This window comes from Aminomonas paucivorans DSM 12260 (assembly GCF_000165795.1).
Taxonomy (GTDB): Bacteria; Synergistota; Synergistia; order Synergistales; family Synergistaceae; genus Aminomonas; species Aminomonas paucivorans.
In genome coordinates this window covers 2,051,238-2,072,378 of the sequence record NZ_CM001022.1, presented here as the reverse complement: position 1 = coordinate 2,072,378, position 21,141 = coordinate 2,051,238, and the positions used below count along the sequence as shown (strand labels likewise).

The 21,141-nt window shown below is 66.1% G+C and carries 17 protein-coding genes and 3 rRNA genes; 19 read left to right on the top strand and 1 reads right to left on the bottom strand.

Annotated elements, in window-relative coordinates; translation table 11 throughout:
- Window positions 1–23 precede the first annotated feature (23 nt).
- The 7 genes from APAU_RS09865 (at window position 24) to rrf (ending at window position 8,527) form a co-directional block, all read left to right on the top strand.
- Entirely contained in the window at window positions 24–1,511 is a 1,488-nt protein-coding gene (locus tag APAU_RS09865; RefSeq protein WP_006301601.1) for an NAD(P)/FAD-dependent oxidoreductase, read from the top strand.
- Complete coding sequence (locus APAU_RS09860; protein WP_006301600.1) at window positions 1,508–2,770, top strand: NAD(P)/FAD-dependent oxidoreductase; 1,263 nt, start codon at window positions 1,508–1,510, stop codon at window positions 2,768–2,770. The genes APAU_RS09865 and APAU_RS09860 overlap by 4 nt, the downstream gene beginning before the upstream one ends.
- Window positions 2,770–3,144 carry a DUF1667 domain-containing protein gene (locus APAU_RS09855; protein WP_006301599.1) on the top strand — a complete coding sequence of 125 codons (375 nt, stop codon included), beginning with the start codon at window positions 2,770–2,772 and terminating at the stop codon, window positions 3,142–3,144. Before APAU_RS09860 ends, APAU_RS09855 begins: the two co-directional genes overlap by 1 nt.
- 1 nt (window position 3,145) lies before the next feature.
- Window positions 3,146–3,406, top strand: a complete 261-nt coding sequence (locus APAU_RS09850) for an HPr family phosphocarrier protein (RefSeq protein ID WP_006301598.1) — start codon at window positions 3,146–3,148, stop codon at window positions 3,404–3,406.
- Window positions 3,407–3,682: 276 nt separating this feature from the next.
- Window positions 3,683–5,206, top strand: a 16S ribosomal RNA gene (locus APAU_RS09845).
- Window positions 5,207–5,357: 151 nt separating this feature from the next.
- Window positions 5,358–8,339: ribosomal RNA gene (locus tag APAU_RS09840) — 23S ribosomal RNA — on the top strand.
- A 72-nt stretch (window positions 8,340–8,411) separates the two neighbouring features.
- Window positions 8,412–8,527, top strand: a 5S ribosomal RNA gene (gene rrf, locus APAU_RS09835).
- Together the 16S, 23S and 5S rRNA genes form the textbook arrangement of a ribosomal RNA operon.
- A 102-nt stretch (window positions 8,528–8,629) precedes the next feature.
- Here rrf and APAU_RS09830 read toward each other — a convergent pair.
- Entirely contained in the window at window positions 8,630–8,986 is a 357-nt protein-coding gene (locus APAU_RS09830; protein WP_006301597.1) for a hypothetical protein, read from the bottom strand.
- A gap of 114 nt (window positions 8,987–9,100) precedes the next feature.
- Between APAU_RS09830 and yfcE the strand changes: the two genes are divergently transcribed.
- From yfcE to APAU_RS09770, 12 genes are all read left to right on the top strand, one after another.
- Window positions 9,101–9,667 (top strand): phosphodiesterase, encoded by a 567-nt coding sequence (gene yfcE, locus APAU_RS09825; protein WP_006301596.1) that lies wholly within the window; start codon window positions 9,101–9,103, stop codon window positions 9,665–9,667.
- On the top strand, window positions 9,668–12,103 hold the full coding sequence (locus APAU_RS09820; RefSeq protein ID WP_006301595.1) for a GAF domain-containing protein: 2,436 nt from the start codon (window positions 9,668–9,670) through the stop codon (window positions 12,101–12,103). It abuts the gene before it with no gap.
- Entirely contained in the window at window positions 12,078–12,590 is a 513-nt protein-coding gene (locus APAU_RS09815; protein WP_006301594.1) for a chemotaxis protein CheW, read from the top strand. The genes APAU_RS09820 and APAU_RS09815 overlap by 26 nt, the downstream gene beginning before the upstream one ends.
- A gap of 91 nt (window positions 12,591–12,681) precedes the next feature.
- Window positions 12,682–13,512, top strand: coding sequence for a PHP domain-containing protein (locus tag APAU_RS09810; RefSeq protein WP_006301593.1), 831 nt, complete (start codon window positions 12,682–12,684; stop codon window positions 13,510–13,512).
- Between the two features lie 25 nt (window positions 13,513–13,537).
- Window positions 13,538–14,566, top strand: coding sequence for a GntG family PLP-dependent aldolase (locus APAU_RS09805; protein ID WP_006301592.1), 1,029 nt, complete (start codon window positions 13,538–13,540; stop codon window positions 14,564–14,566).
- Window positions 14,563–15,924, top strand: a complete 1,362-nt coding sequence (locus APAU_RS09800) for a TldD/PmbA family protein (protein ID WP_006301591.1) — start codon at window positions 14,563–14,565, stop codon at window positions 15,922–15,924. Before APAU_RS09805 ends, APAU_RS09800 begins: the two co-directional genes overlap by 4 nt.
- Window positions 15,902–17,515 (top strand): N-acetylmuramoyl-L-alanine amidase family protein, encoded by a 1,614-nt coding sequence (locus APAU_RS14710; RefSeq protein WP_006301590.1) that lies wholly within the window; start codon window positions 15,902–15,904, stop codon window positions 17,513–17,515. Before APAU_RS09800 ends, APAU_RS14710 begins: the two co-directional genes overlap by 23 nt.
- A gap of 65 nt (window positions 17,516–17,580) precedes the next feature.
- On the top strand, window positions 17,581–18,267 hold the full coding sequence (locus APAU_RS14705; protein WP_006301589.1) for a hypothetical protein: 687 nt from the start codon (window positions 17,581–17,583) through the stop codon (window positions 18,265–18,267).
- A gap of 10 nt (window positions 18,268–18,277) precedes the next feature.
- Window positions 18,278–19,024 carry a ribonuclease PH gene (gene rph / locus APAU_RS09785; protein WP_006301588.1) on the top strand — a complete coding sequence of 249 codons (747 nt, stop codon included), beginning with the start codon at window positions 18,278–18,280 and terminating at the stop codon, window positions 19,022–19,024.
- Entirely contained in the window at window positions 19,021–19,611 is a 591-nt protein-coding gene (gene rdgB, locus APAU_RS09780; protein WP_006301587.1) for an RdgB/HAM1 family non-canonical purine NTP pyrophosphatase, read from the top strand. The genes rph and rdgB overlap by 4 nt, the downstream gene beginning before the upstream one ends.
- Before the next feature lie 96 nt (window positions 19,612–19,707).
- The gene (secG, locus tag APAU_RS09775) at window positions 19,708–19,926 is read left to right on the top strand and encodes a preprotein translocase subunit SecG (protein WP_269490171.1); all 219 of its coding nucleotides are present in this window, start codon (window positions 19,708–19,710) and stop codon (window positions 19,924–19,926) included.
- Window positions 19,927–19,938: 12 nt separating this feature from the next.
- On the top strand, window positions 19,939–20,991 hold the full coding sequence (locus APAU_RS09770) for a nicotinate phosphoribosyltransferase (protein WP_006301585.1): 1,053 nt from the start codon (window positions 19,939–19,941) through the stop codon (window positions 20,989–20,991).
- Window positions 20,992–21,141: the final 150 nt, after the last annotated feature.

The window sequence follows — 21,141 nt, the reverse complement described above, 5'->3', positions numbered from 1 at the left end:
GAGCGAGGCGGGGAGGTGAAGGGATGTCGCAAGGCTACAGACAGCACGACGTGATCATCGTCGGGGGGGGGATCGTCGGCGCCGCCATCGCTCGGGAACTGTCCCGTTACCGGCTGCGGATCGCCGTCCTCGACAAGGCCTCGGACCTGCCCTCCGGGGCCAGCCGGGCCAACAGCGCCATGGTCCACGGGGGTTTCGACGACAAGCCCGGAACGGTGAAGGCTTCCTTCTGTGCCGCCGGGAACCGCCTGTACCACGAACTCTGCGATCTTCTGGACTTCCGTTTGGTTCCCTGCGGTTCCTACGTGTGCGCCGTGGGGGAGGAGGAACACGCCCACCTGGAGCTTCTGCGGGAGCAGGGGCGGGCCAACGGGGTTCCGAAGCTGGAGATCCTCTCGGGGGACGAACTGCGCAGCCGGGAGCCCCACGCCTCCGAAGCCATCACCGCCGCCCTCTGGTGTCCTTCGGCGGCCATCGTGAACAACTTCGAGGCCGTCCTGGCCTTCCTGGACAACGCCCAGGCCAACGGGGCGGAGCTGTTCCTGGAGACGGACGTCACGGGTCTCCTCAAGTCCCCCGACGGCCGGGAGGTCCAGGGGGTGGCCACCAACCGAGGGGAGTTCCGGGCTCCCGTGGTGGTGAACGCCGCGGGGATCCACTCCGACGAACTGTCCCGCATGGCCGGGGACGAGAGCTTCCGCATCACCCCCACCCGGGGGGAGTACTACATCTTCGACAAGGCCACCGACGGTCTGGTGAAGGGGTTCTTCTTCCCCTGTCCCTCCAAGAGGGGCAAGGGGATCACCGTGGCCCGCACCGCCGACGGCAACCTCCTGCTGGGTCCCAACTCGGTGCCCCAGGAGGCTCGGGAGGATACCTCCACCACCCGGGAGGGGCTGGAGGAGGTCTTCGAAGGGGCGAAGAAGCTCATCCCCTCCATCCCCCGAAACCTGGCCATCACCACCTTTGCGGGGATCCGGGCCAACACGGACACGGGGGACTTCCACATCGGCGCGGTGAAGAGCCTTCGGGGTTTCGTCAACGTGGCGGGCATCAAGTCTCCCGGATTCACCAGCGCTCCCGCCCTCGCCCTCCACGTGGTGGAGCTGCTCCGCGAGGAACTGGGGGACCGGATCCCCCTGGCGGAAGACCCCGCCTTCGTGCCGGAGCGCCGTCACATCCCCCGCTTTGCCGAGCTGCCCATGGAGGAGCGCATCGCCCTGACCCGTCAGGATGCCCGGTACGGACAGATCGTCTGTCGGTGCGAGACCGTCACGGAGGCCCAGGTGCTGGAGGCCATCCGCCGGGGCGCCCGAACCCTGGCGGCGGTGAAGATCTGGACCCGCGCCGGAGCGGGGCGCTGCCAGGGGGGCTTCTGCGGTCCCCGGGTGGTGGAGATCCTGGCCCGGGAGCTGGGGGTCTCCCCGGAGGAGATCACCCGTCACGGAGGCCATTCCCGGCTCCTCACCGGAGCCACCAAGGAACCCTGGCTGGGAGGTGAGGAGGCATGAGCGCAGCCCGGAACATCGACGTGGCGGTCATCGGCGCAGGGCCTGCGGGCATCGCCGCCGGGGTGGGAGCCCGACGCCAGGGGGCGGAGCGGGTGGTGGTCTTCGAACGGGACTGGGACCTGGGGGGCATCCTCCAGCAGTGCATCCACCCGGGCTTCGGCCTGCACACCTTCAAGGAGGAGCTTACGGGTCCGGAGTACGTGCACCGCTACATCGAGCGGGCCCGGGAGGCGGGGGTGGAGTTTGTCACCAACACCATGGTCTTCCACATGGAGCCCGACGGGTCCTTCTGGACCATGAACCCCGAACGGGGGATCGAACACGTGTCTCCCCGATCGGTGGTGCTCACCATGGGGTGCCGGGAGCGCCCCCTGGGGGCTCTGGCGGTGCCCGGTTCCCGTCCCGCGGGGGTCTATACCGCCGGGACCGCCCAGCGCTTCGTCAACATGGAGGGCTTCATGCCGGGCAAACGGGTGGTGGTCCTGGGGTCCGGGGACATCGGCCTCATCATGGTGCGCCGCATGATCCTGGAGGGGGCCAAGGTGGAGGGGGTCTTCGAGCTCCTGTCCTGGCCCGGGGGGCTCAAGCGGAACATCGCCCAGTGCCTGGACGACTTCGGAGTCCCTTTCCATCTGGAGCACACAGTCACCCAACTCCACGGAAAGGACCGGCTGGAGGCCGTCACGGTGGCCCGGGTGGACGCCTGCAAGTGTCCCATCCCCGGCACGGAACGCACCATCCCCTGCGACACCCTCCTGTTGGCGGTGGGGCTCATCCCGGAAAACGAACTCTCCCGCATGGCGGGCATCCAGATCCACCCCGTCACCGGGGGGCCCGTGGTGAACGAATGGCTCCAGACCACCCAGCCCCGGGTCTTCGCGGCGGGGAACGTGGTGGTGGTGTACGATCTGGTGGACTGGGTCAGCGAGGAGGGCTTGAGGGCGGGGCGCAACGCCGCCCGCTACGCCGCCGGGTCCCTGCCCTCCCCGAAACGGACCTTTCGGGTGGAGGCGGGCAAGGGGGTGCGCATCCTCTCCCCCCAGACGCTCCACGGGGAGGAGGACGTCACCCTCTTCCTGCGGGTGGCGGTACCCGTGGAGACCCGGTGTCGCCTTGTGGCCGAGCCGGGGCTTTCCAGCTCCGTGCTCCGGTACGCTCGTCCCGGGGAGATGAACGAGATCCACCTCAAGGCGGAGCAGCTTCGTGCCCTTCCTCCGGAAGTGGACGTCGTCCGGGTGAGCCTGGAGGAGGTGCGCTGATGAGCGAGACGAAACGCTTCCTGTGCGTGTCCTGTCCCGTGGGCTGCGCCCTCACCGTGGAGGTGGAGGGCACGAGGGTCCTCTCCGTGGAGGGCAACACCTGCCCCAGGGGGGTGGCCTACGCGGAGGCGGAGGTGAGCAATCCCCTTCGGGTCTTTGCCTCCACCGTCCGGGTGGAGGGCGGAGCCCTCTCCGTGTGTCCCGTCCGCAGCCGGGCTCCCCTGCCCCTGGCCAAGGTCTTCGACGTGGCCCGGGAATTGGCAAAGGTCGTCCTCCCCGCCCCCGTCCGCATCGGACAGGTGATCCTCCCGGACGTCTGCGGCACCGGGGTGGACCTGGTGGCCAGCCGCAGCCTCGAAAGAAAGGAGTCCTGACATGCCCGAAATCGAAGTGACCGTCCGCAACCCCCACGGCCTCCATGCCCGTCCTGCCGCCCTCTTCGTGCAGAAGGCCGCCTCCTTCCCCTGCTCCGTCCAGGTTCTCAAGGGGGAGCGAAGCGCCGACGCCAAGAGCATCCTGGGCATCATGTCCCTGGCCATCGAGCCCGGGGAGACCATCCGCATCCGTGCGGAGGGGGAGCAGGTTCAGGAGGCCCTGGCGGCCCTAGAAGCGGTGGCCAAGGACACTACGGCCTAGTGCCTCCACCACGGGGCCGTGCGTCCTGAAAAGTATCCACGCCCCCGGCCTTGACGAAGGTCCGGGGGCGTACTACACTACGCCCTGTTCGCCTCGGCGGGCAGCGAGCGCGGGGCGGACATGCACCATGACACGTTCCTGATAAAGGCGACGAAGAAGGAAGGGCAAGCCCATTCCAGGGGCCCGCAAGCGGCCGGAGCGAGAGCTTCGAAAGCGAGGGATTTCCGGGGGGGCATAGCAAGACCCCGTACCTTTGAGTGTGCAAAAGACCAGTATTGTTCGGAGAGTTTGATCCTGGCTCAGGACGAACGCTGGCGGCGTGCTTAACACATGCAAGTCGAACGGACTGTTAGTGAAAGCTTGCTGGATCTAACAGTTAGTGGCGGACGGGTGAGTAACACGTGAGAACCTATCCCGACCCGGGGGACAACAGGTGGAAACGCCTGCTAATACCCCATAGGCGCAGAGATGCGTGAAAGGAGCAATCCGGGGAGGGAGGGGCTCGCGGCCTATCAGCTAGTAGGTGGGGTAACGGCCCACCTAGGCGATGACGGGTAGCCGGCCTGAGAGGGCGCACGGCCACACTGGAACTGAGACACGGTCCAGACTCCTACGGGAGGCAGCAGTGGGGAATCTTGGGCAATGGGGGCAACCCTGACCCAGCGACGCCGCGTGAGGGACGAAATCCCTTGGGATGTAAACCTCTGTTGTGCGGGACGAAGGACGTGACGGTACCGCACGAGGAAGCCCCGGCAAACTACGTGCCAGCAGCCGCGGTAATACGTAGGGGGCGAGCGTTGTCCGGAATTACTGGGCGTAAAGCGCACGCAGGCGGGTTGTTAAGTCGGCTGTGAAAAGCACGGGCTCAACCTGTGTCTTGCGGTCGATACTGGCAGCCTCGAGTACGAGAGAGGGAAGTGGAATTCCCGGTGTAGCGGTGAAATGCGTAGATATCGGGAGGAACACCAGTGGCGAAGGCGGCTTCCTGGCTCGTGACTGACGCTCATGTGCGAAAGCTGGGGGAGCGAACGGGATTAGATACCCCGGTAGTCCCAGCCGTAAACGATGGATGCTAGGTGTGGGTATCGTAGGGTATCCGTGCCGGAGTTAACGCGATAAGCATCCCGCCTGGGGAGTACGGCCGCAAGGCTGAAACTCAAAGGAATTGACGGGGGCCCGCACAAGCGGTGGAGCACGTGGTTTAATTCGATGCAAACCGAAGGACCTTACCTGGGTTTGACATGCACGTGGTACGGAGATGAAAGTCGAAGGACCCTGGGGCAACTCAGGGAGCGTGCACAGGTGCTGCATGGCTGTCGTCAGCTCGTGTCGTGAGATGTTGGGTTAAGTCCCGCAACGAGCGCAACCCCTGTGGTTAGTTGCTAACGGGAGAGCCGAGCACTCTAGCCAGACTGCCGTCGACAAGACGGAGGAAGGTGGGGATGACGTCAAGTCATCATGGCCTTTATGCCCAGGGCGACACACGTGCTACAATGGCCGGCACAGAGGGCAGCAAGCGTGCGAGCGCAAGCGAATCCCGTAAAGCCGGTCCCAGTTCGGATTGCAGTCTGCAACTCGACTGCATGAAGCTGGAATCGCTAGTAATCGCGGATCAGCCAAGCCGCGGTGAATACGTTCCCGGGCCTTGTACACACCGCCCGTCACACCACCCGAGTTGGGGGTACCCGAAGTCACCGGCCTAACCCGTAAGGGAAGGAGGTGCCGAAGGTATGCCTGGTAAGGGGGGTGAAGTCGTAACAAGGTAGCCGTACCGGAAGGTGCGGCTGGATCACCTCCTTTCTAAGGAGCACGAAAGCCCAAGTACGGGACCGCCCACCCTTCTTTGTCGCCGGAACGTGACGCACCATGACACCGACCAAGCGGAATCAAGAGATCCCCTCGCGAGGGGGGATGTTTTGTCTGCGGAGGCGGGACCATAGGGGAAAGATGAGGTTAAGGTACAGAGGGCACGCGGGGAATGCCTTGGCGCCAGACGCCGAAGAAGGACGTAGCAAGCTGCGATAAGCCTCGGGGAGGAGCAAGCATCCATTGATCCGAGGATTTCCGAATGGGGCAACCTGACGGGAGCAGTCCCGTCGCCCTCGAATGAGGGCGGGCACCCGGTGAAGTGAAACATCTCAGTAGCCGGAGGAGAGGAAATCGAAGAGAGTCCCCAAGTAGTGGTGAGCGAAAGGGGATGAGCCTAAACCATGCACGTGTCAAGCTTGCGGGCGTTGCGTGCGTGGGGTTGCGGGATCTTCCAGGAGCCTTCCGCAAAGGGCTCGGGCAGTTACAAAGGCGCACTCTAGCGGAACCGTGTTGGGAAAGCGGGCCGCAGAAGGTGAAAGCCCTGTACGCGACAGGGTGCGTCCTGCCTGTGGAAGACACCCAAGTAGGGCGGAGCACGTGGAATTCCGTCTGAATCCGGGCCGACCACGGTCCAAGGCTAACTACGTCTGGCGACCGATAGTGAAGCAGTACCGAGAGGGAAAGGTGAAAAGCACCCCTGGCGGGGAGTGAAATAGACCTGAAACCGCGTGCCTACAAGCAATCGGAGCCCCTTCGTGGGGTGACGGTGTGCCTCTTGGAAAATGAGCCGTCGAGTTATGGTTTGTGGCGAGGTTAAGGACTGCAAGGTCCGGAGCCGCAGGGAAACCGAGTCTGAATAGGGCGTCCAGTCGCAAGCCATAGACCCGAAGCCGCACGATCTATCCATGTCCAGGTTGAAGTCCGGGTAACACCGGATGGAGGACCGAACCAGGGCCTGTTGAAAAAGGCTTGGATGAGGTGTGGATAGGAGTGAAAAGCTAATCGAGTGCGGTGATAGCTGGTTCTCCCCGAAATGCATTGAGGTGCAGCCTCGTGCGACGAACGTACCGGGGGTAGAGCACTGAATGGGTGAGGGGGCCGATGGGTCTACCGAGCTCAATCAAACTCCGAATACCGGTACGGGATGCACGGGAGTGAGACTACGGGTGAGAAGATCCGTGGTCGAAAGGGAAACAACCCAGCCCGACAGCTAAGGTCCCAAAGCCCATGCTCAGTGTTGCAAGGATGTGGAGGAGCCCAGACAGCCAGGAGGTTGGCTTAGAAGCAGCCACCCTTGAAAGAGTGCGTAATAGCTCACTGGTCGAGCGCCTCTGCGCCGAAAATGTGGGGGGCTAAGCATGGCACCGAAGCTTCGGCATCAGACCTTAGGGGTCTGATGGGTAGGGGAGCGTTCCGTACGGGGTGAAGCAGGCCTGTAAGGGACTGTGGACTGTACGGAAGTGAGAATGACGGCATGAGTAGCGAGAAGCAGGTGAAAAACCTGCTCGCCGGAAGCCCAAGGATTCCTGGGGAAGGTTCATCCGCCCAGGGTTAGGCGGGACCTAAGGGGAGGCCGAAAGGCGTACTCGATGGACAGCCGGTAGACATTCCGGCCCCGCTTGAGCAACGCTTGTACCGATGGGGTGACGCAGGAGGCTAGGTGCGCCGGGTGCTGGACGTCCCGGTCCAAGGCCGTAGGGGGGTACTTCAGGGAAATCCGAGGTACCGGTACCCTGAGAGCTGATGGGGACTACGAATGATCGTGGGAAGGCATTGAAGCCAGGCTGCCAAGAAAAGCCTCTAGGGAGGAGCTCGAGCGCCCGTACTCCAAACCGACGCAGGTGGGCTGGCTTAGCAGGCCAAGGCGGACGGGATAACCCTCGTTAAGGAACTCTGCAAGTTGACCCCGTAACTTCGGGAGAAGGGGTGCCTCCGCGGTGAAGCGTCACGCATGTGGAGCCGCTGGAGGCCGCAGAAACCAGGCTCAGGCGACTGTTTAATTAAAACACAGGACTCTGCTCAAGGCGCAAGCCGAGGTATAGGGTCTGACACCTGCCCGGTGCTGGAAGGTTAAGGGGAGAGGTTAGCCGCAAGGCGAAGCTTTGAACTGAAGCCCCAGTAAACGGCGGCCGTAACTATAACGGTCCTAAGGTAGCGAAATTCCTTGTCGGGTAAGTTCCGACCTGCACGAATGGTGTAACGATCTGAGCGCTGTCTCGACGAGGGACCCGGCGAAATTGTGGTACTGGTAAAGACGCCAGTTACCCGTGGTGGGACGGAAAGACCCCGTGGAGCTTTACTGTAGCCTGATATTGGATTTCGGTACTCTCTGTACAGGATAGGTGGGAGACGTAGAAGCCATGGCGCCAGCTGTGGTGGAGTCGCCGTTGGGATACCACCCTTGGAGTGCTGGGGTTCTAACCGCTCATAGCTGAAGCGCTAGGCGGGACACTGTCAGGTGGGCAGTTTGACTGGGGCGGTCGCCTCCCAAAGAGTAACGGAGGCGCGCGAAGGTCACCTCAGCGCGAATGGAAATCGCGCACTGAGCGCAAGGGTATAAGGTGGCTTGACTGCGAGAGCGACAGTTCGAGCAGAGACGAAAGTCGGTCCTAGTGATCCGGTGGTTCCGAGTGGAAGGGCCATCGCTCATCGGATAAAAGCTACCCCGGGGATAACAGGCTGATCTCCCCCGAGAGTTCCCATCGACGGGGAGGTTTGGCACCTCGATGTCGGCTCGTCGCATCCTGGGGCTGAAGCAGGTCCCAAGGGTTGGTCTGTTCGCCCATTAAAGCGGTACGTGAGCTGGGTTTAGAACGTCGTGAGACAGTTCGGTCCCTATCCACCACGGGCGTAGGGGATTTGAGGGGATCTGCTCCTAGTACGAGAGGACCGGAGTGGACGAACCGCTAGTGTACCGGTTGTGGCGCCAGCTGCATAAGCCGGGTAGCCATGTTCGGATCGGATAACCGCTGAAGGCATCTAAGCGGGAAGCCGGCCCCGAGATGAGATCCCCCACTGGGAAGCCAGGTAAGGCATCCTGAAGACGACAGGATTGATAGGCCGGGGGTGTAAGCGGTGTGAGCCGTTGAGCTGACCGGTACTAATATGCCGAGGCCTTAACCTCATCTTTCTCTTGTGGTCGGTCTCCGGCCTGTCCGGAAGGACAGGATCTTGGAGGAGCGATTGCAGACAAGTTTCTGGTGGCCCTAGCGGAGGGGACACACCCGGATCCATGCCGAACCCGGCCGTTAAGCCCTCCAGCGCCGATGGTACTACGGGGGGTACCCGTGGGAGAGTAGGTCGCCGCCAGAATTAGTTACCCCAAGAGTAGGGGGGCCGTCCATCCGGACGGCCCCCCTACTCGTTTCGTGAGGAGACCTGACTCGGCCTTCGGGAGGGAGCCTGTCCAGGCCCCTAGCGGAGGCAGTCGCAGAGGTCCTCGTTTCTTCCGCCCCCCGGTTCCACCTCCATCCGGAGGATGCGCACCGAGCCCTTCCGCTGAAGGGACAAGAGGAGGGAGGCAAGGGAGGTGGGGGTCACGCCGATGCGCCCTGCCCAGGCCTCCAGGTCCAGGGTCTTCCGCTCCCCCCGGAACTCCTCCAGGATCTGCTCCTCCAGGCAGGAAACCCACTGGTGGAACAGGGACTGCACCTCCGGGGAGGCGGTGGCGGCGAGCTGCGCGGTCTGCAGCACCGCTTCGATCATCCGCGCCGACACCTTCTCCAGGGATTGGATCAGGTCTTCCGTTGCGTTTCGTTGCTTCTCTTCCACCGCAGACACCTCCAGAAAAGTAGGGAAGGAAATCATCCTGCGGGGTTCGCAGGTTTGCAATGTTCATTTTATAATCGAGGGGATGGAATGGGGAACCCAGGAGGGAGAAGAAACATGACGTGTCGCCCGCACCGAGACCACCCCTTTTTCGCGGTCCTTTCGGACACCCACGGCAGCGTCGGAGCCTGGACGAAGGCACGCCCCCTCTGGTCCGGGGCGGAGGCCATCCTTCACTGCGGCGATGTGCTTTATCACGGTCCCCGAAATCCCCTGCCCTCAGCCCACGATCCCGCTTCCCTGGCCTCTCTGCTGCTCCAGGAGTCTCTCCCCCTGTTTCTGGTTCGCGGCAACTGCGATGCGGACGTGGACGCGCTGGTCCTCCAGCGTCCCCTCTGTTCCCGGGTGGCCTTCTGGTGGAGGGGACGCACGGTCCTGGCGGCCCATGGGGAGGACTTCACCACCTTTCGGGAGGAAGCTCTGCGCATGGGAGCGCACCTGGCCCTTTCCGGGCACACCCACGTGGCTTCCCTGGTGCGGGAAGGAAGCACCTGGTTCCTGAATCCCGGCTCCCTGAGCCTTCCCAAGGGCAAGGACCCGGAGAGCTTTGCCCTGATCTCGGAGGCGGGGATGGAGATCCGAACGCTGGACGGGGAGATCCTGTCCCAAGGAGGTTGGGACTAGGTGGCTCCCTTCTGGAAGGGGAAAGGCGGGCGTCGGATCGTCGGGCGGGGGGAGTTCCTCTGGGAGGGGACGGTTTTGGCCGCCGCCGCCCTGGGCTTCGTCGCTGCGGGGTACTACGGTTCCCCGGTGTTGGTGGCCGTGACGGGCATGACCGCGTTCCTCCTGCTCCACGGGCGGGGCCTGTTCCCCACGCCGGTTCTCTACCTGCTTTTGGGCAGCGCCGCGGCCTTCACCGCCGCCCTGTCGCGCATGAAGCCCTGGGAGCTGATCATGGTGCTGTTCATCATGGGGGTCCCCGCGCTGTTTCTCCACCGCTTCCGATCCCTTTCGGACCGACTTCTGAAGCTCCTGGACGCCTTCTCCCAGCAGGTGTCGGAGTGCGCCTCCCCGGAGGACGCCGCCCGATCCGCCCTGCGGTCCCTCCAGGGGTTGGGGTGGTATTCCGACGCCTCCGTGTTTCTCTGGGAAAAGGAGAAAGACGAGCTTCACCAGGTGGCGGGGTCGGAGCATTTCGACGTGGGGCTTCGCCTGTCCCGGGGGAAAGGGGTGGTCTGGCGGGCCTTCGCCTCCGGCAAGCCGATCCTGGTCAAGGACGTCACCTGCGATCCGGACTTCGTCCCCAGCCAGATGCCCACCCGTTCGGAGGTGGCGGTGCCCCTCCTGGTGGGGGGGCGGCGCCTGGGGGTGCTGAACGTGGAATCCGGCAGCCCCCGGCGCCTTTCCCTGCGGGACTTGTGGTTCCTCTCCATCTTGGGTTCCATGCTCTCCCATGCCCTGCTGAACCTGGAACAGCGGCTGAACCTGGAACAGTCCCTCAAACGGCAGAAGACCGCGGCGGCGGAGCAGAAGGAGTGCAGCACCACCCTGCAGCAGGCCCTGCAGGAGCAGGGGCGGACGGGGGACGAGCTGGAGCGCAAGGCCCGCATCGCCAACACCCTTCTCTCCCTGCTGGAGGATCCCACCAACCTCCAGGACATCCCCCGGTTGTGCTGTCGGGTGGTGGACCTGATCCACGAGAAGCTCAGCTACCCCAACGTGTACTTGCTGGTGCGCAACCTCCAGCAGTCCCGGGACGAGGACCCGGCCTTCCGCCTCGCCTCGTCCTGCGGTCTGCCGCAGGACGAGTACGTGCACACCCTGTCCTTCGAGAACCCCGAGGGAATCTGGGGGCAGGTGGTGTCCAGCCGGAAGCCCTACCTTTGCCGGAATACCCGGGAGGACCCGCACTACCGCAAGGGGAACGCCTCGGTGCTTTCGGAACTCACCATGCCCATCCTCTCCAGCGACGAGCTGTGGGGCATCCTGGACCTGCAGGCGGAGGAACCGGATGCCTTCGACGAGGACGACCTGCGCCTCCTGGAGGGCATCGCCTACCACCTGGGGGGCATCCTGGAGCACGCCTACCAGGTGAAGGCCATGGCCCGTCGGGCCAGGCAGATGAGGATGCTCCACGACGTGGTGCAGGAGACCTCCCGGTGCACCGACGTGGAGGAGATGGGGGCCTGCGCGGTGCGGCTCATCGCCGACCGTCTGGGCTACCAGGCGGTGACCCTCTTTCGGACCGTCAACCCCCAGGGGGGAGTCCGCGTGGTGGCCACCTCCCAACCCTACGAGCAGCCCGAGGCGGCGGAGGAGCTGCTCCTTCGAGGGGCCAGCCTCACCAGTCGCTGTGCCCGGACGGGGGTCCTCCAGAACACCCCCGACGTGGCGGAGGTGCGGGAGTGGATCCCCCTGGTCCCCACGGTGCGAAGCCAGCTGGACATCCCCGTGGAGTTTCAGGGGAAGGGGTACGGGGTCCTCTGTCTGGAGGATTCCCGCCCCAGGGCGTTCCACGGGGAGGACGAGGAACTCTTTTCCATCCTCGCCCGACATCTGGGAACCACGTGGCGTCTCATCGATTCCTTTGAGAGAATCAGGGAGGAGGCGACCCACGACGCCCTCACGGGCTTGGCCAACATCCGCCACTTCCGCATCCGTTTCGCCGAGGAGCTGGCCCGGGCGGAACGCCGCCAGGTTCCCCTCGCCTTCCTGATGATGGACCTGGGGGGATTCAAGGTGGTCAACGACCTCATGGGACACCTCTTCGGGGACGAGATGCTGAAGAAGGTGGCCCGGCTTCTCGAAAGGAACCTGCGGGAGTACGATGTACTGGCCCGGTACGGGGGGGACGAGTTCGTCCTGGTCCTCCCGGAAACCGACGAGGCGGGGGCGAGAAGCGCTGCGGATCGGATCCGCTCCGGGGTCCGCAGCCTGGTGATCGAGGGGATCGGCCCCTTGCCCATAGATGTGGGAATCTCCTTGTACCCCCAGGACGGACAGGACGGGGACGTGCTGATCCGACGGGCGGATGAACGCATGTATCAGGAGAAAAACGACCGGAAACGGCAGAACGAACAGGGAGGGATGGAACGTGGCGACGAACCTCGAAACCCTTAACCTGCAGAAGCCCGACCATGACAAGGAGGCGACCGGGGCGGAGCGGATCCTGCTGGTCTTCGATCTGGTGGGGGAGTACTGCGGCCTGGATGTCAACATGGTGCGGGAGATCGTCCATGTGCCCCCCTCCATCACCCGGGTGCCCAACGCCCCCAACTACGTGCGGGGGGTCATCAACCTTCGGGGCACGGTGATCCCCGTGTTGGACATGGCGGTGAAGATGGGCAATCAAGCCTCGGAGAAGACCAACGAGTCCCGCATCGTGGTGGCGGAGTTCGAGGAGATCCTCTTCGGGGTCCTGGTGGACGCGGTCCGGGAGGTCCGCACCATCCACGAGGCCCAGGTGGAGTCGGGCATGAGCAACGACGTGGGCATCGGCAAGGACTACGTCCTCGGGGTGGCGAAGCTGGAGGACGGCCGGCTCATCGTCCTCCTGGACCTGGCGGGTCTTTTCGGCATCACCGAACTGGTGGAGGAGGAGATCTGACCCCTCTCTGTCCCTGGAAGCGCTCCCCCGGGGCCTCCTGCAGGAGGCCCCTTTCCTTGCGCGTTCCCGCCGCGCTCCTATAATCAGGGTCATGATCCTCATCGACCTGCACATCCACAGCCGCTGTTCCGACGGCACCCTCTCCCCCGCCTCCCTGGCCGAACTGGCCCGGCGAAGGCGGGTCTCCGTCGTGGCCCTCACGGACCACGACACCACCTCGGGGCAGGAGGAGTTCCGCCGCGCCTGCGCCCGGGCGGAGGTTCAGAGCCTGACGGGGGTGGAGCTCTCCGCGGAGGCGCCCTACACCCTCCACATCCTGGGTTACCGCATCAACCCCCATGATGTACCCCTCCAGACGGCCCTCCAGGAGATCCGGGTCTACCGGGACGAACGGAACGAGACCATCTGCCGCCGTCTTCGGGAGGCGGGGTGCGCGGTGGACCTGGAGGAGGTGGAGCGGGAAGCGGGGGGGGAGGTGGTGGCCCGGCCCCACATGGCCCGGGTGCTGGTTCGCAAGGGCTATGTCCCGAACCTGCTCGCCGCCTTTGCCCGTTACCTGGGGCGAGACGGGGTCGCCTACGTTCCGCGAAGGCGTCTTTCCCCTGCCCACTGTCTGCGCCTCATCCGGGAGAGCGGCGGTTTCCCGGTGCTGGCCCATCCCGGCCAGACCAACCTGGACGACGATGCGCTGGACGACCTTTTGAGAAAGCTGACGGACGAGGGACTGTGGGGGTTGGAGTGCCTCTCCTCCCACCACTCCTCCGAGACCATTTTCCGGTACCTGGAGCGGGCCTCCCGCTTCGGTCTGTACCCCACCGCGGGATCGGACTTCCACGGGGAGAACCGACCGGGCGTGGACCTGGGCGTGCCGGTGAGCGAAGACTTGCTTCCCTGGGCGCGCCTGGGGATTCGTCTGGGATAGAAGAAAAGAGGAAGGGGAGAGACGGATGGATTTCCGAAGCGATACGGTAACCCGCCCCACGGAGAGCATGCGCGCCGTCATGGCGGCGGCCCCGGTGGGGGATGACGTCTACCGGGACGACCCGTCCGTGGCGGAGCTGGAGCGGTACGCCGCAGATCTGACGGGGACGGAGGCGGCCCTGTTCGCCTGCTCCGGGACCATGGGGAACCTTCTGGCCCTCCTGGTGCACGGTCGCCGGGGGGAAAGCGTCCTCCTGGGGGCCCAGTCCCACATCTACCATTACGAGGTGGGGGGGCTCTCCGCCCTGGCGGGGCTGTTGCCCTACGCGCTGGACGATGAAAGCGGTCTGCCCGAGGTGGCCTCCCTGGCGGGGGCGGTTCGGGGACGGGACAACGTGCACTTTGCCCCCACCTCCCTGCTCTGTCTGGAGAACACCCACAATCGGGCGGGAGGGGTGGCCGTTTCCCCTAAGGCCCTGGGGGCGGTGGCGGAGGAAGGGCATTGTCTGGGGCTGAAGGTGCATCTGGACGGGGCTCGTCTGTTCAACGCCTGCGCCGCCTTCGGGGTGGAGGCCCGGGAGTACGTCCGTTTCGTGGATTCGGTGCAGCTTTGCCTGTCCAAGGGATTGGGCGCCCCCATGGGATCGGTGCTGTGCGGTCCCCGGGGGTTCGTGGAGGAGGCCCGACACTGGCGGAAGTGCATCGGGGGAGGGCTTCGGCAGGCGGGGGTGGTGGCCTCCGCTGGCCTGATGGCCCTGCGGGACATGCGAAGCCGGCTGGCGGAGGACCACGAGAACGCGGCCCTGCTGGCGCGACTCCTCTCCGAAGGAGGACTGGCTGTGGAACCCTGTGGGGTGCGCACCAACATGGTGTACTTCCGTCTCTCCGGCACGGGGGTGTCCGAGGGGGCGTTCCAGAAGCGTTGCGAGGAGCGGGGGCTGCAGCTGGGGGTCGCGGGGCCCGAGCGCATCCGGATGGTGACCCACCTGGACGTGTCCCGGCAGGATGTGGAGGCCGCGGCCCGGATCGTTCTGGAAACGGTGGCTTGCCCATGAGCTTTTTCCCGTCCCGGGGGGAGGTGGAATCCCTGGGGGAGTGGCTTTTGGACGCGGCACGGTCCACGGGGGTCGCGGAGGCGGACCTGATCTACTCCACGGGAGAGTCCCACAGCCTGGAGCTTCGGGACGGAGAACCGGAGGACCAGTCCTCCGGCGTGTCTCAGGGGATCGGCCTGCGGACCCTGGACGGGCAGGGACGACAGGGGGTGGCCTACGCCAACGCCCTGGACCGACGGACCCTGCTGGATCTGGTCCAGTGGAGCTGGAACAACTGTCGCCGGGGAGAGCCCCGGGAGGGCATCGCCCTGGGACGCCCGGAGGCTCCAGGAGGGGAACCCCTTCCCCTGGAGGACCCGTCGATGGGGGGGCTGACCCCTCAGGAGCGGACACAAAGGTGCCTTCGCATGACCGAAGCGGCTCGGGAGGCGGATCCCCGGGTGGTTTCGGTTCGGGGGGCCTCCTGGCACGACGGATGGGGGGAGTCCTTCTACGCCTCCACGGCGGGGCACGCCTCCTGGGAGCGGGGGACCTTCGCCGGGTGCTCGGCGGCGGTGGTGCTGCAGGAGGGGGATCAGGTGGAGATGGGGGGCTTCGGGGAACAGTCCCGGAGGCTGGCGGACCTCCAGGAGGTTTCCATCGCCCGAAAGGCGGTGGACCGCACCCGGTGCGTTCTGGGAGGCGAGCCGGTCCCCACGGGGACCTACACCCTGATCCTGGACCCGGAGGTGGCGGCCTCCCTGGTGGACGAGGTGGGGGACCTTTTCTGCGTCTCCAACGTCCACAAGAACCGATCCCTCATGAAGGGGCAGCTCGGCCATCCCGTGGCGTCTCCCGCGGTCTTCCTGGAGGACCAGGGACGCATCCCCTGGGGCATCGGTTCGTCCCTGCTGGATGGAGAAGGGGTTCCCACGGGGCGCACCGTCCTGGTGGAGGGGGGCGTGGCCCGGGGCTTCCTCTACAACCTGGAGTACGCCCGGCGGGACGGGGTTTCCTCCACGGGAAACGCCTGCCGCAGCCTCTCCTCCCTCCCCGACGTGGGCACCACGAACCTGGTGCTCCTGCCGGGAACCGATTCGCCGAAGACCCTGCTTCGCGGGGTAAGCCGGGGGGTCTACGTGACGGAGCTGCTGGGCCTGCACACCCTGGACCCGGTGAGCGGGGAGTTCTCCCTGGGGGTCAAGGGGTGGGCCATCGGGGGAGGGGAGCCCCGAGGACCCGTGGGGGGCGTCACCATGGCGGGAAACCTGGTGGATTTCCTGCAGCGCATCGTGGCGGTGGGCAACGACCTGACCTTCTTCGGCTCCGTGGGGGCCTGCACGGTGGTGGTGGACCATGTGGCCGTCGCGGGCAGTTAGGCTTCTCCTGGCCGCCCTGCTTTGTCTATGGGCGGCGGGGGTGGCGGCGGGACAGGACACCTGGATTCTCTGGAGCGGGTCGGTCCGCAAGGGGGAGGTTCCGGTGCGCCGGGAGGCCGGGCAGACCCTGGCGGCGGCGGACGTGATGGTTTCCTCCCTGGGGCTGGCCCCCCGGGGGCGAAACGACGCCCTGGTGGTGGCCTTCGAGGGAAAGAAGCTGGAGTTCTGGGTGGACTCTCCCGTGGCGCGCCTCAACGGCGCCCTGGTCCCCCTGCCCTCCCCCCCCGTCCAGGAAGGGGATCGCTGGTGGGTGGACGCCGCGGCGGCCCTCCGGCTGTTCAACCAGTTCCTGGTCTCCGCGGGACGCCCGGGAGATCTCCAGTGGAAGGGAGTGGGTGAGCTTCCCTCCCCCGCTCCGGAACGGGCGGTTTCTCCCCCCCCCTCTCGGGGGGCGACTTCGCCCTCCCCCGCTTCCGCCTCCCGAGGAACGAAGAACGTCCTCAAGGGGCTCCGCTGGGGCGACCAGGGGGACGCCCTGCGTGCCGTGCTGGATCTGGAGACCTCGGAGGGAGTGGAGGTGCGCAACCTCCCGGGACGGGTGGAGGTGATCCTCCCCGGTGCGGTTCCCGGAGGGGTCTTGCTGACTTCCCCCCAGGAGGATCGGGTGAAGGTGCAGGCCACGGTCTACGGGGATCGGACGGTGCTGGCGTTCCCGCACCGGACCTCGGGGGTGCGGGCCGTCACCCTCCAGAAGCCCCCCCGGCTCGTGCTGGACTTTCGGGGAACCGGAGGGGGAGGCGCGGCCCTGTCCCCCGTCCCCACGGCGGCCTCGGAAGGGGAACGGCCCTCCGCTCCCACGGCGGCCCCGGAACCTACTGGAGGGACGGAACGGATGGAACGGGTCTTCAAGGGCAAACGCCCCGTGGTGGCCCTGGACCCGGGACACGGGGGCAAGGACCCCGGAGCCATGGCCAACGGCCTCCGGGAGAAGGACGTGAACCTGAAGGTGGGACTCCTCCTTCGGAGCATCCTGGAGCAGTACGGCGTGGACGCCCGGTTGACCCGGGGGGACGATCGCTACCTGAAACTGGGAGAGCGAACCCAGCTGGCCAACAACTGGAACGCCGATCTCTTCGTCAGCCTTCACTGCAACGCCCTTCCCGCGGGACGCCACTCCAAGGGAGTGGAACTCTACCTCATGGCTCTGCCCTCCGACAAGGACGCCATGCGTCTGGCCCTCTTCGAGAACAAGGAGCTGGGGGAGGGGGGCAAGGAGGGCCAGGCCGCCTCGGACAGGCGGACCAAGCTCCTCCTCCAGATTCTGGGGGACATGCAGCAGAACGAGAAGATCAGCGAGAGCACCTCCGTGGCGGAGGTCCTCTTCGCGGCGGGGAAGCAGGGGGGGCTCCCCATGAAGCGGGTGGCCCAGGCCCCCTTCTTCGTGCTTCGCGGGGCCGCCATGCCCGCCCTCCTGGTGGAGATGGGCTTCCTCACGGAAAGGGACGAGGCGGCGTTGCTGAACCAGCCGGGCTACCAGGAGCGCATCGCCTCCTCCCTGGCCCGGGGGATCGTGAACTACCTGAAGCGATGAGGGAACCGGACGGCTCCTGAACCCGGGAGCCGAAGGATACGGAGATCGTCGAGGAGGTACGGACCATGCGGGATCAAGAGGAAGACCGGAATTACCGAGCCACGGAGCGTCCCCGGAGGGACTTCGGGGCGACGCGCCGGGAGGAGGAGGACCAGGAACCCCCGCGCAAGGCCCCCTGGCCCCTTCGCCTTCTGGCCTGGGGGGCCCTGGTGGCCATCTTCTTCGCCGTGGGCTACGGGGCCACGTCCCTGGTGTTCCAGTGGCTGGATGCCAAGGGAACCCGGGCGGACCAGACCGTGGCCAACAGCCGGGAGGCCCAGGAGCTGGTCTCCCAGGATCAGGACCGTCCCGAACAGGGACAGGTGACCTTCACCCTGTCCGTCCCGGCGGGAGAGGCCTTCGAGAACCGGAGCATCCAGGTTCTGGGGGGCGGGCTGGTGGAGGAGGACCTGAAGAAGGTCCTGGACGCCTACATGACGGAGCTGAAGAGTTCCGGGTGGATGGCGGACCAGGTGCCGATCCGCCATCTGTTCCGCAGCGGCGAGTGGCTGTACCTGGACCTGGGGTCCTCCTTCGCCGGGGGGCTCAAGGCCCTGGATCCCAAGAGGGCGGGGCTGGTCATGACCGGGCTGGTGAAGACCGTGGGGGACAACTTCGCTCCCCTGCGGAAGGTGAAGGTCTACGTGGAGGGCCGGGAGGCTCCGGACAGGAAGCCCCTGGACCTGAGCAAGCCTTGGGTCCTGAAGTCCTAGGGGGGAAGCCGTGAACCGCATCGACGGCAGGTCCTTCGACGCCCTGCGCCCTCTGGAGCTTGAGCGGGGCTGCAACCGCTACGCCGAGGGGTCCGCTCGGATCGCCTTCGGCCACACCCAGGTCCTCTGCACCGCCACGGTGGAGGACAAGGTCCCCCCCTTCCTGCGGGGCAGCGGCAAGGGGTGGGTCAGCGCAGAGTACGCCATGCTTCCCCGAGCCACCCACCAGAGGACCCCCCGGGACAGCACCCGGGGACGCCCCAATGCCCGGGGCCAGGAGATCCAGCGCCTCATCGGGCGCTCCCTGCGGGCCGCCGTGGACCTGGAAGCCCTGGGGGAGCGTACCGTGTGGATCGACTGCGACGTGATCCAGGCGGACGGGGGCACCCGCACCGCCTCCATCACCGGGGCCTTCGTGGCCCTGGTGGACGCCCTGCGCTGGATCCGAGACCGGAACGGCCTGCCGTCCCTTCCCCTGCGCCACCAGGTGGCGGCGGTGAGCGTGGGCCTTTTGGGGGGATGCCCCCTCCTGGACCTCTGCTACGAGGAGGATTCGGGGGCGGAGGTGGACTGCAACGTGGTGATGGCCGAGGACGGCCGTTTCGTGGAGATCCAGGGGACGGGGGAGGACGCCCTCTTCTCCCGGGCCTCCTTCGATGCCCTCCTGGACCTGGCGCGCCAGGGGATCGCCGCGCTCCATCGGCTCCAGCGATCCACCCTGGACCTGTCCCCGGAGGAAGGAATCCTGGGGGGATGACGCCTCTGGTCCTGCTGGCCAGCACCAACTCGGGCAAGCTGCGGGAGTGGAGCCGCCTCCTGAGGGGGGCCCCGTTGCGGCTGGCGCTGGGAGCGGATCTTCCCCCGGTGGAGGAGGACGGGGACTCCTTCGAGGCCAACGCCCGCATCAAGGCGGAGGCCTGGGGGCACGTCACCGACCTGCCCGTCCTGGCGGAGGACTCGGGGCTGGAGGTGGACGCCCTGGAAGGACGTCCCGGAGTCTTCTCGGCGCGCATGGGCCGGGACGACGGAGAACGGATCCGCTGGCTCCTGGATGCCCTGGGATCGTGCCGCCGCCGGGAGGCCCGGTTTGTCTGCACGGCGGTGCTCCTGGCGCCGGACCGCCGCCGAAGCTGGGTCTTCACGGGAACCTGCGAGGGGACCATCGCCCGGGAACCCCGAGGGGACGGGGGATTCGGCTACGATCCGGTCTTCTGCCCCCGGGGAGAGGAACGGACCTTCGGGGAAATGAGCCCGGAGGAAAAGGAACGGTTCTCTCATCGGGGGGCTGCGGCCAAAAGGATGGTCCAGGCTCTCCCCTCTGTGGTAGAATCATTGCTTGGTTGACGTCCCTTCGGCCTGTGGGCTCGGAAGGGGCGGTCTTCCCTTGTTCGACCACGCCGCAAGGCGATCATCCAGGGGGTGCGTCCAGTGAAAGCCTTCTTGAGCATTCTTCAGATCCTGCTGAGCGTGGGACTGATGGGAGTGATCCTTCTGCAACACCGCAAGACCGGCGGCTTTTCGGGCATGTTCGGCGGCGGCACCCAGGCGGACGCCGGCGGCGGCTCCTGGCAGCGCATGAACGGGCTGAACAAGGCCACGGTGGTCCTCACGGCCCTGTTCATGCTGTTCTCCCTGGTCCTGGTGGTCCTTCCCTCCTAGGGGCACGGAGCCTTGGATCTGCAATCCCCTCCCCGTCTGGACCGTCTGGAGGACCTCCGCGCCCTGAAGGTCGATCCGGGGCGCCTCTATTCCGCCACCCACGAGGAAATCCTCGGGGGGTGGACCACGGACATCTACTTCCTCAAGACCCGGGACGTCCTGCGCGCCGCGGGGCGTCTCGACGTGCCCGTCACGGCGGAGATCTTCGCCCGCCAGGAGGGGGTCTTCGCGGGATTGGGGGAGGTCCTGAGCCTCCTGGACCGCAAAGGGACGGATCTGGCCGTGGAGGCCCTCCCGGAAGGGGAGTCCTTCGCCTCCAAGGAGGTCCTGGTGCGGATCCGGGGGACCTACGAGGCCTTCGGTCTCTACGAGACGGTCCTGCTGGGCATGTTGGCCAGTTCCACCGGCTGGGCTACCGCGGCGCGGCGCTGCGTCGAGGCAGCCGAGGGCCTTCCGGTGATCTGTTTCGGTTCCCGACACGTGCACCCCGCCGTGGCCCCGGTGATGGAGCGGGCTGCGGTGGTGGGAGGCTGCGTGGACGCCAGCTGCATCCTGGGAGCCAAGCTCCTGGGGAAAGACCCCAAGGGCACCATCCCCCATGCCGCCATCCTTCTGGCGGGGGACACGGTGGAGTTGGCCCGGGTCTACGACGGTCTGCTCCCGGAAGGGGAGCCCCGCACCGTCCTGGTGGACACCTTCAAGGACGAGGCGGAGGAGGCCCTTCGCGTGGCGGAAGCCCTGGGGGATCGCCTCTCGGCGGTCCGGCTGGACACCCCCGGCGAACGGGGAGGGGTGACCCCCGACCTGGTGCGGGAGGTTCGCTACCGCCTCAACCTGGCGGGGTACGGTCATGTGGCGGTCCTGGTGTCCGGAGGCTTGAGTCCCGATCGGATTCGCCTCCTGGCGGAAGCGGGGGCTGCTGGCTTCGGGGTGGGGAGCTACATCACCCACGCCACGCCCCGGGACATGACCATGGATCTGAAGGAAGTGGACGGGAAGCCGGTGGCCAAGCGCGGCCGGTTGCCCGGTCCGTTGCCGAACGAACGACTGAAGCGCGTGCGCTGACCCCGAACGGAAGAGGCAGGCGAGAGCCGGCGCTCCTTCGCCCCCACGAGGGACTGTCCAGCTTTTGGCCTTGACAGGAATGTGCCTTCTCCCGTATTCTATCCTACGCTTTGCTGCGGGGAGACCAAGCGCCCGAAGTCGAGTACCTGC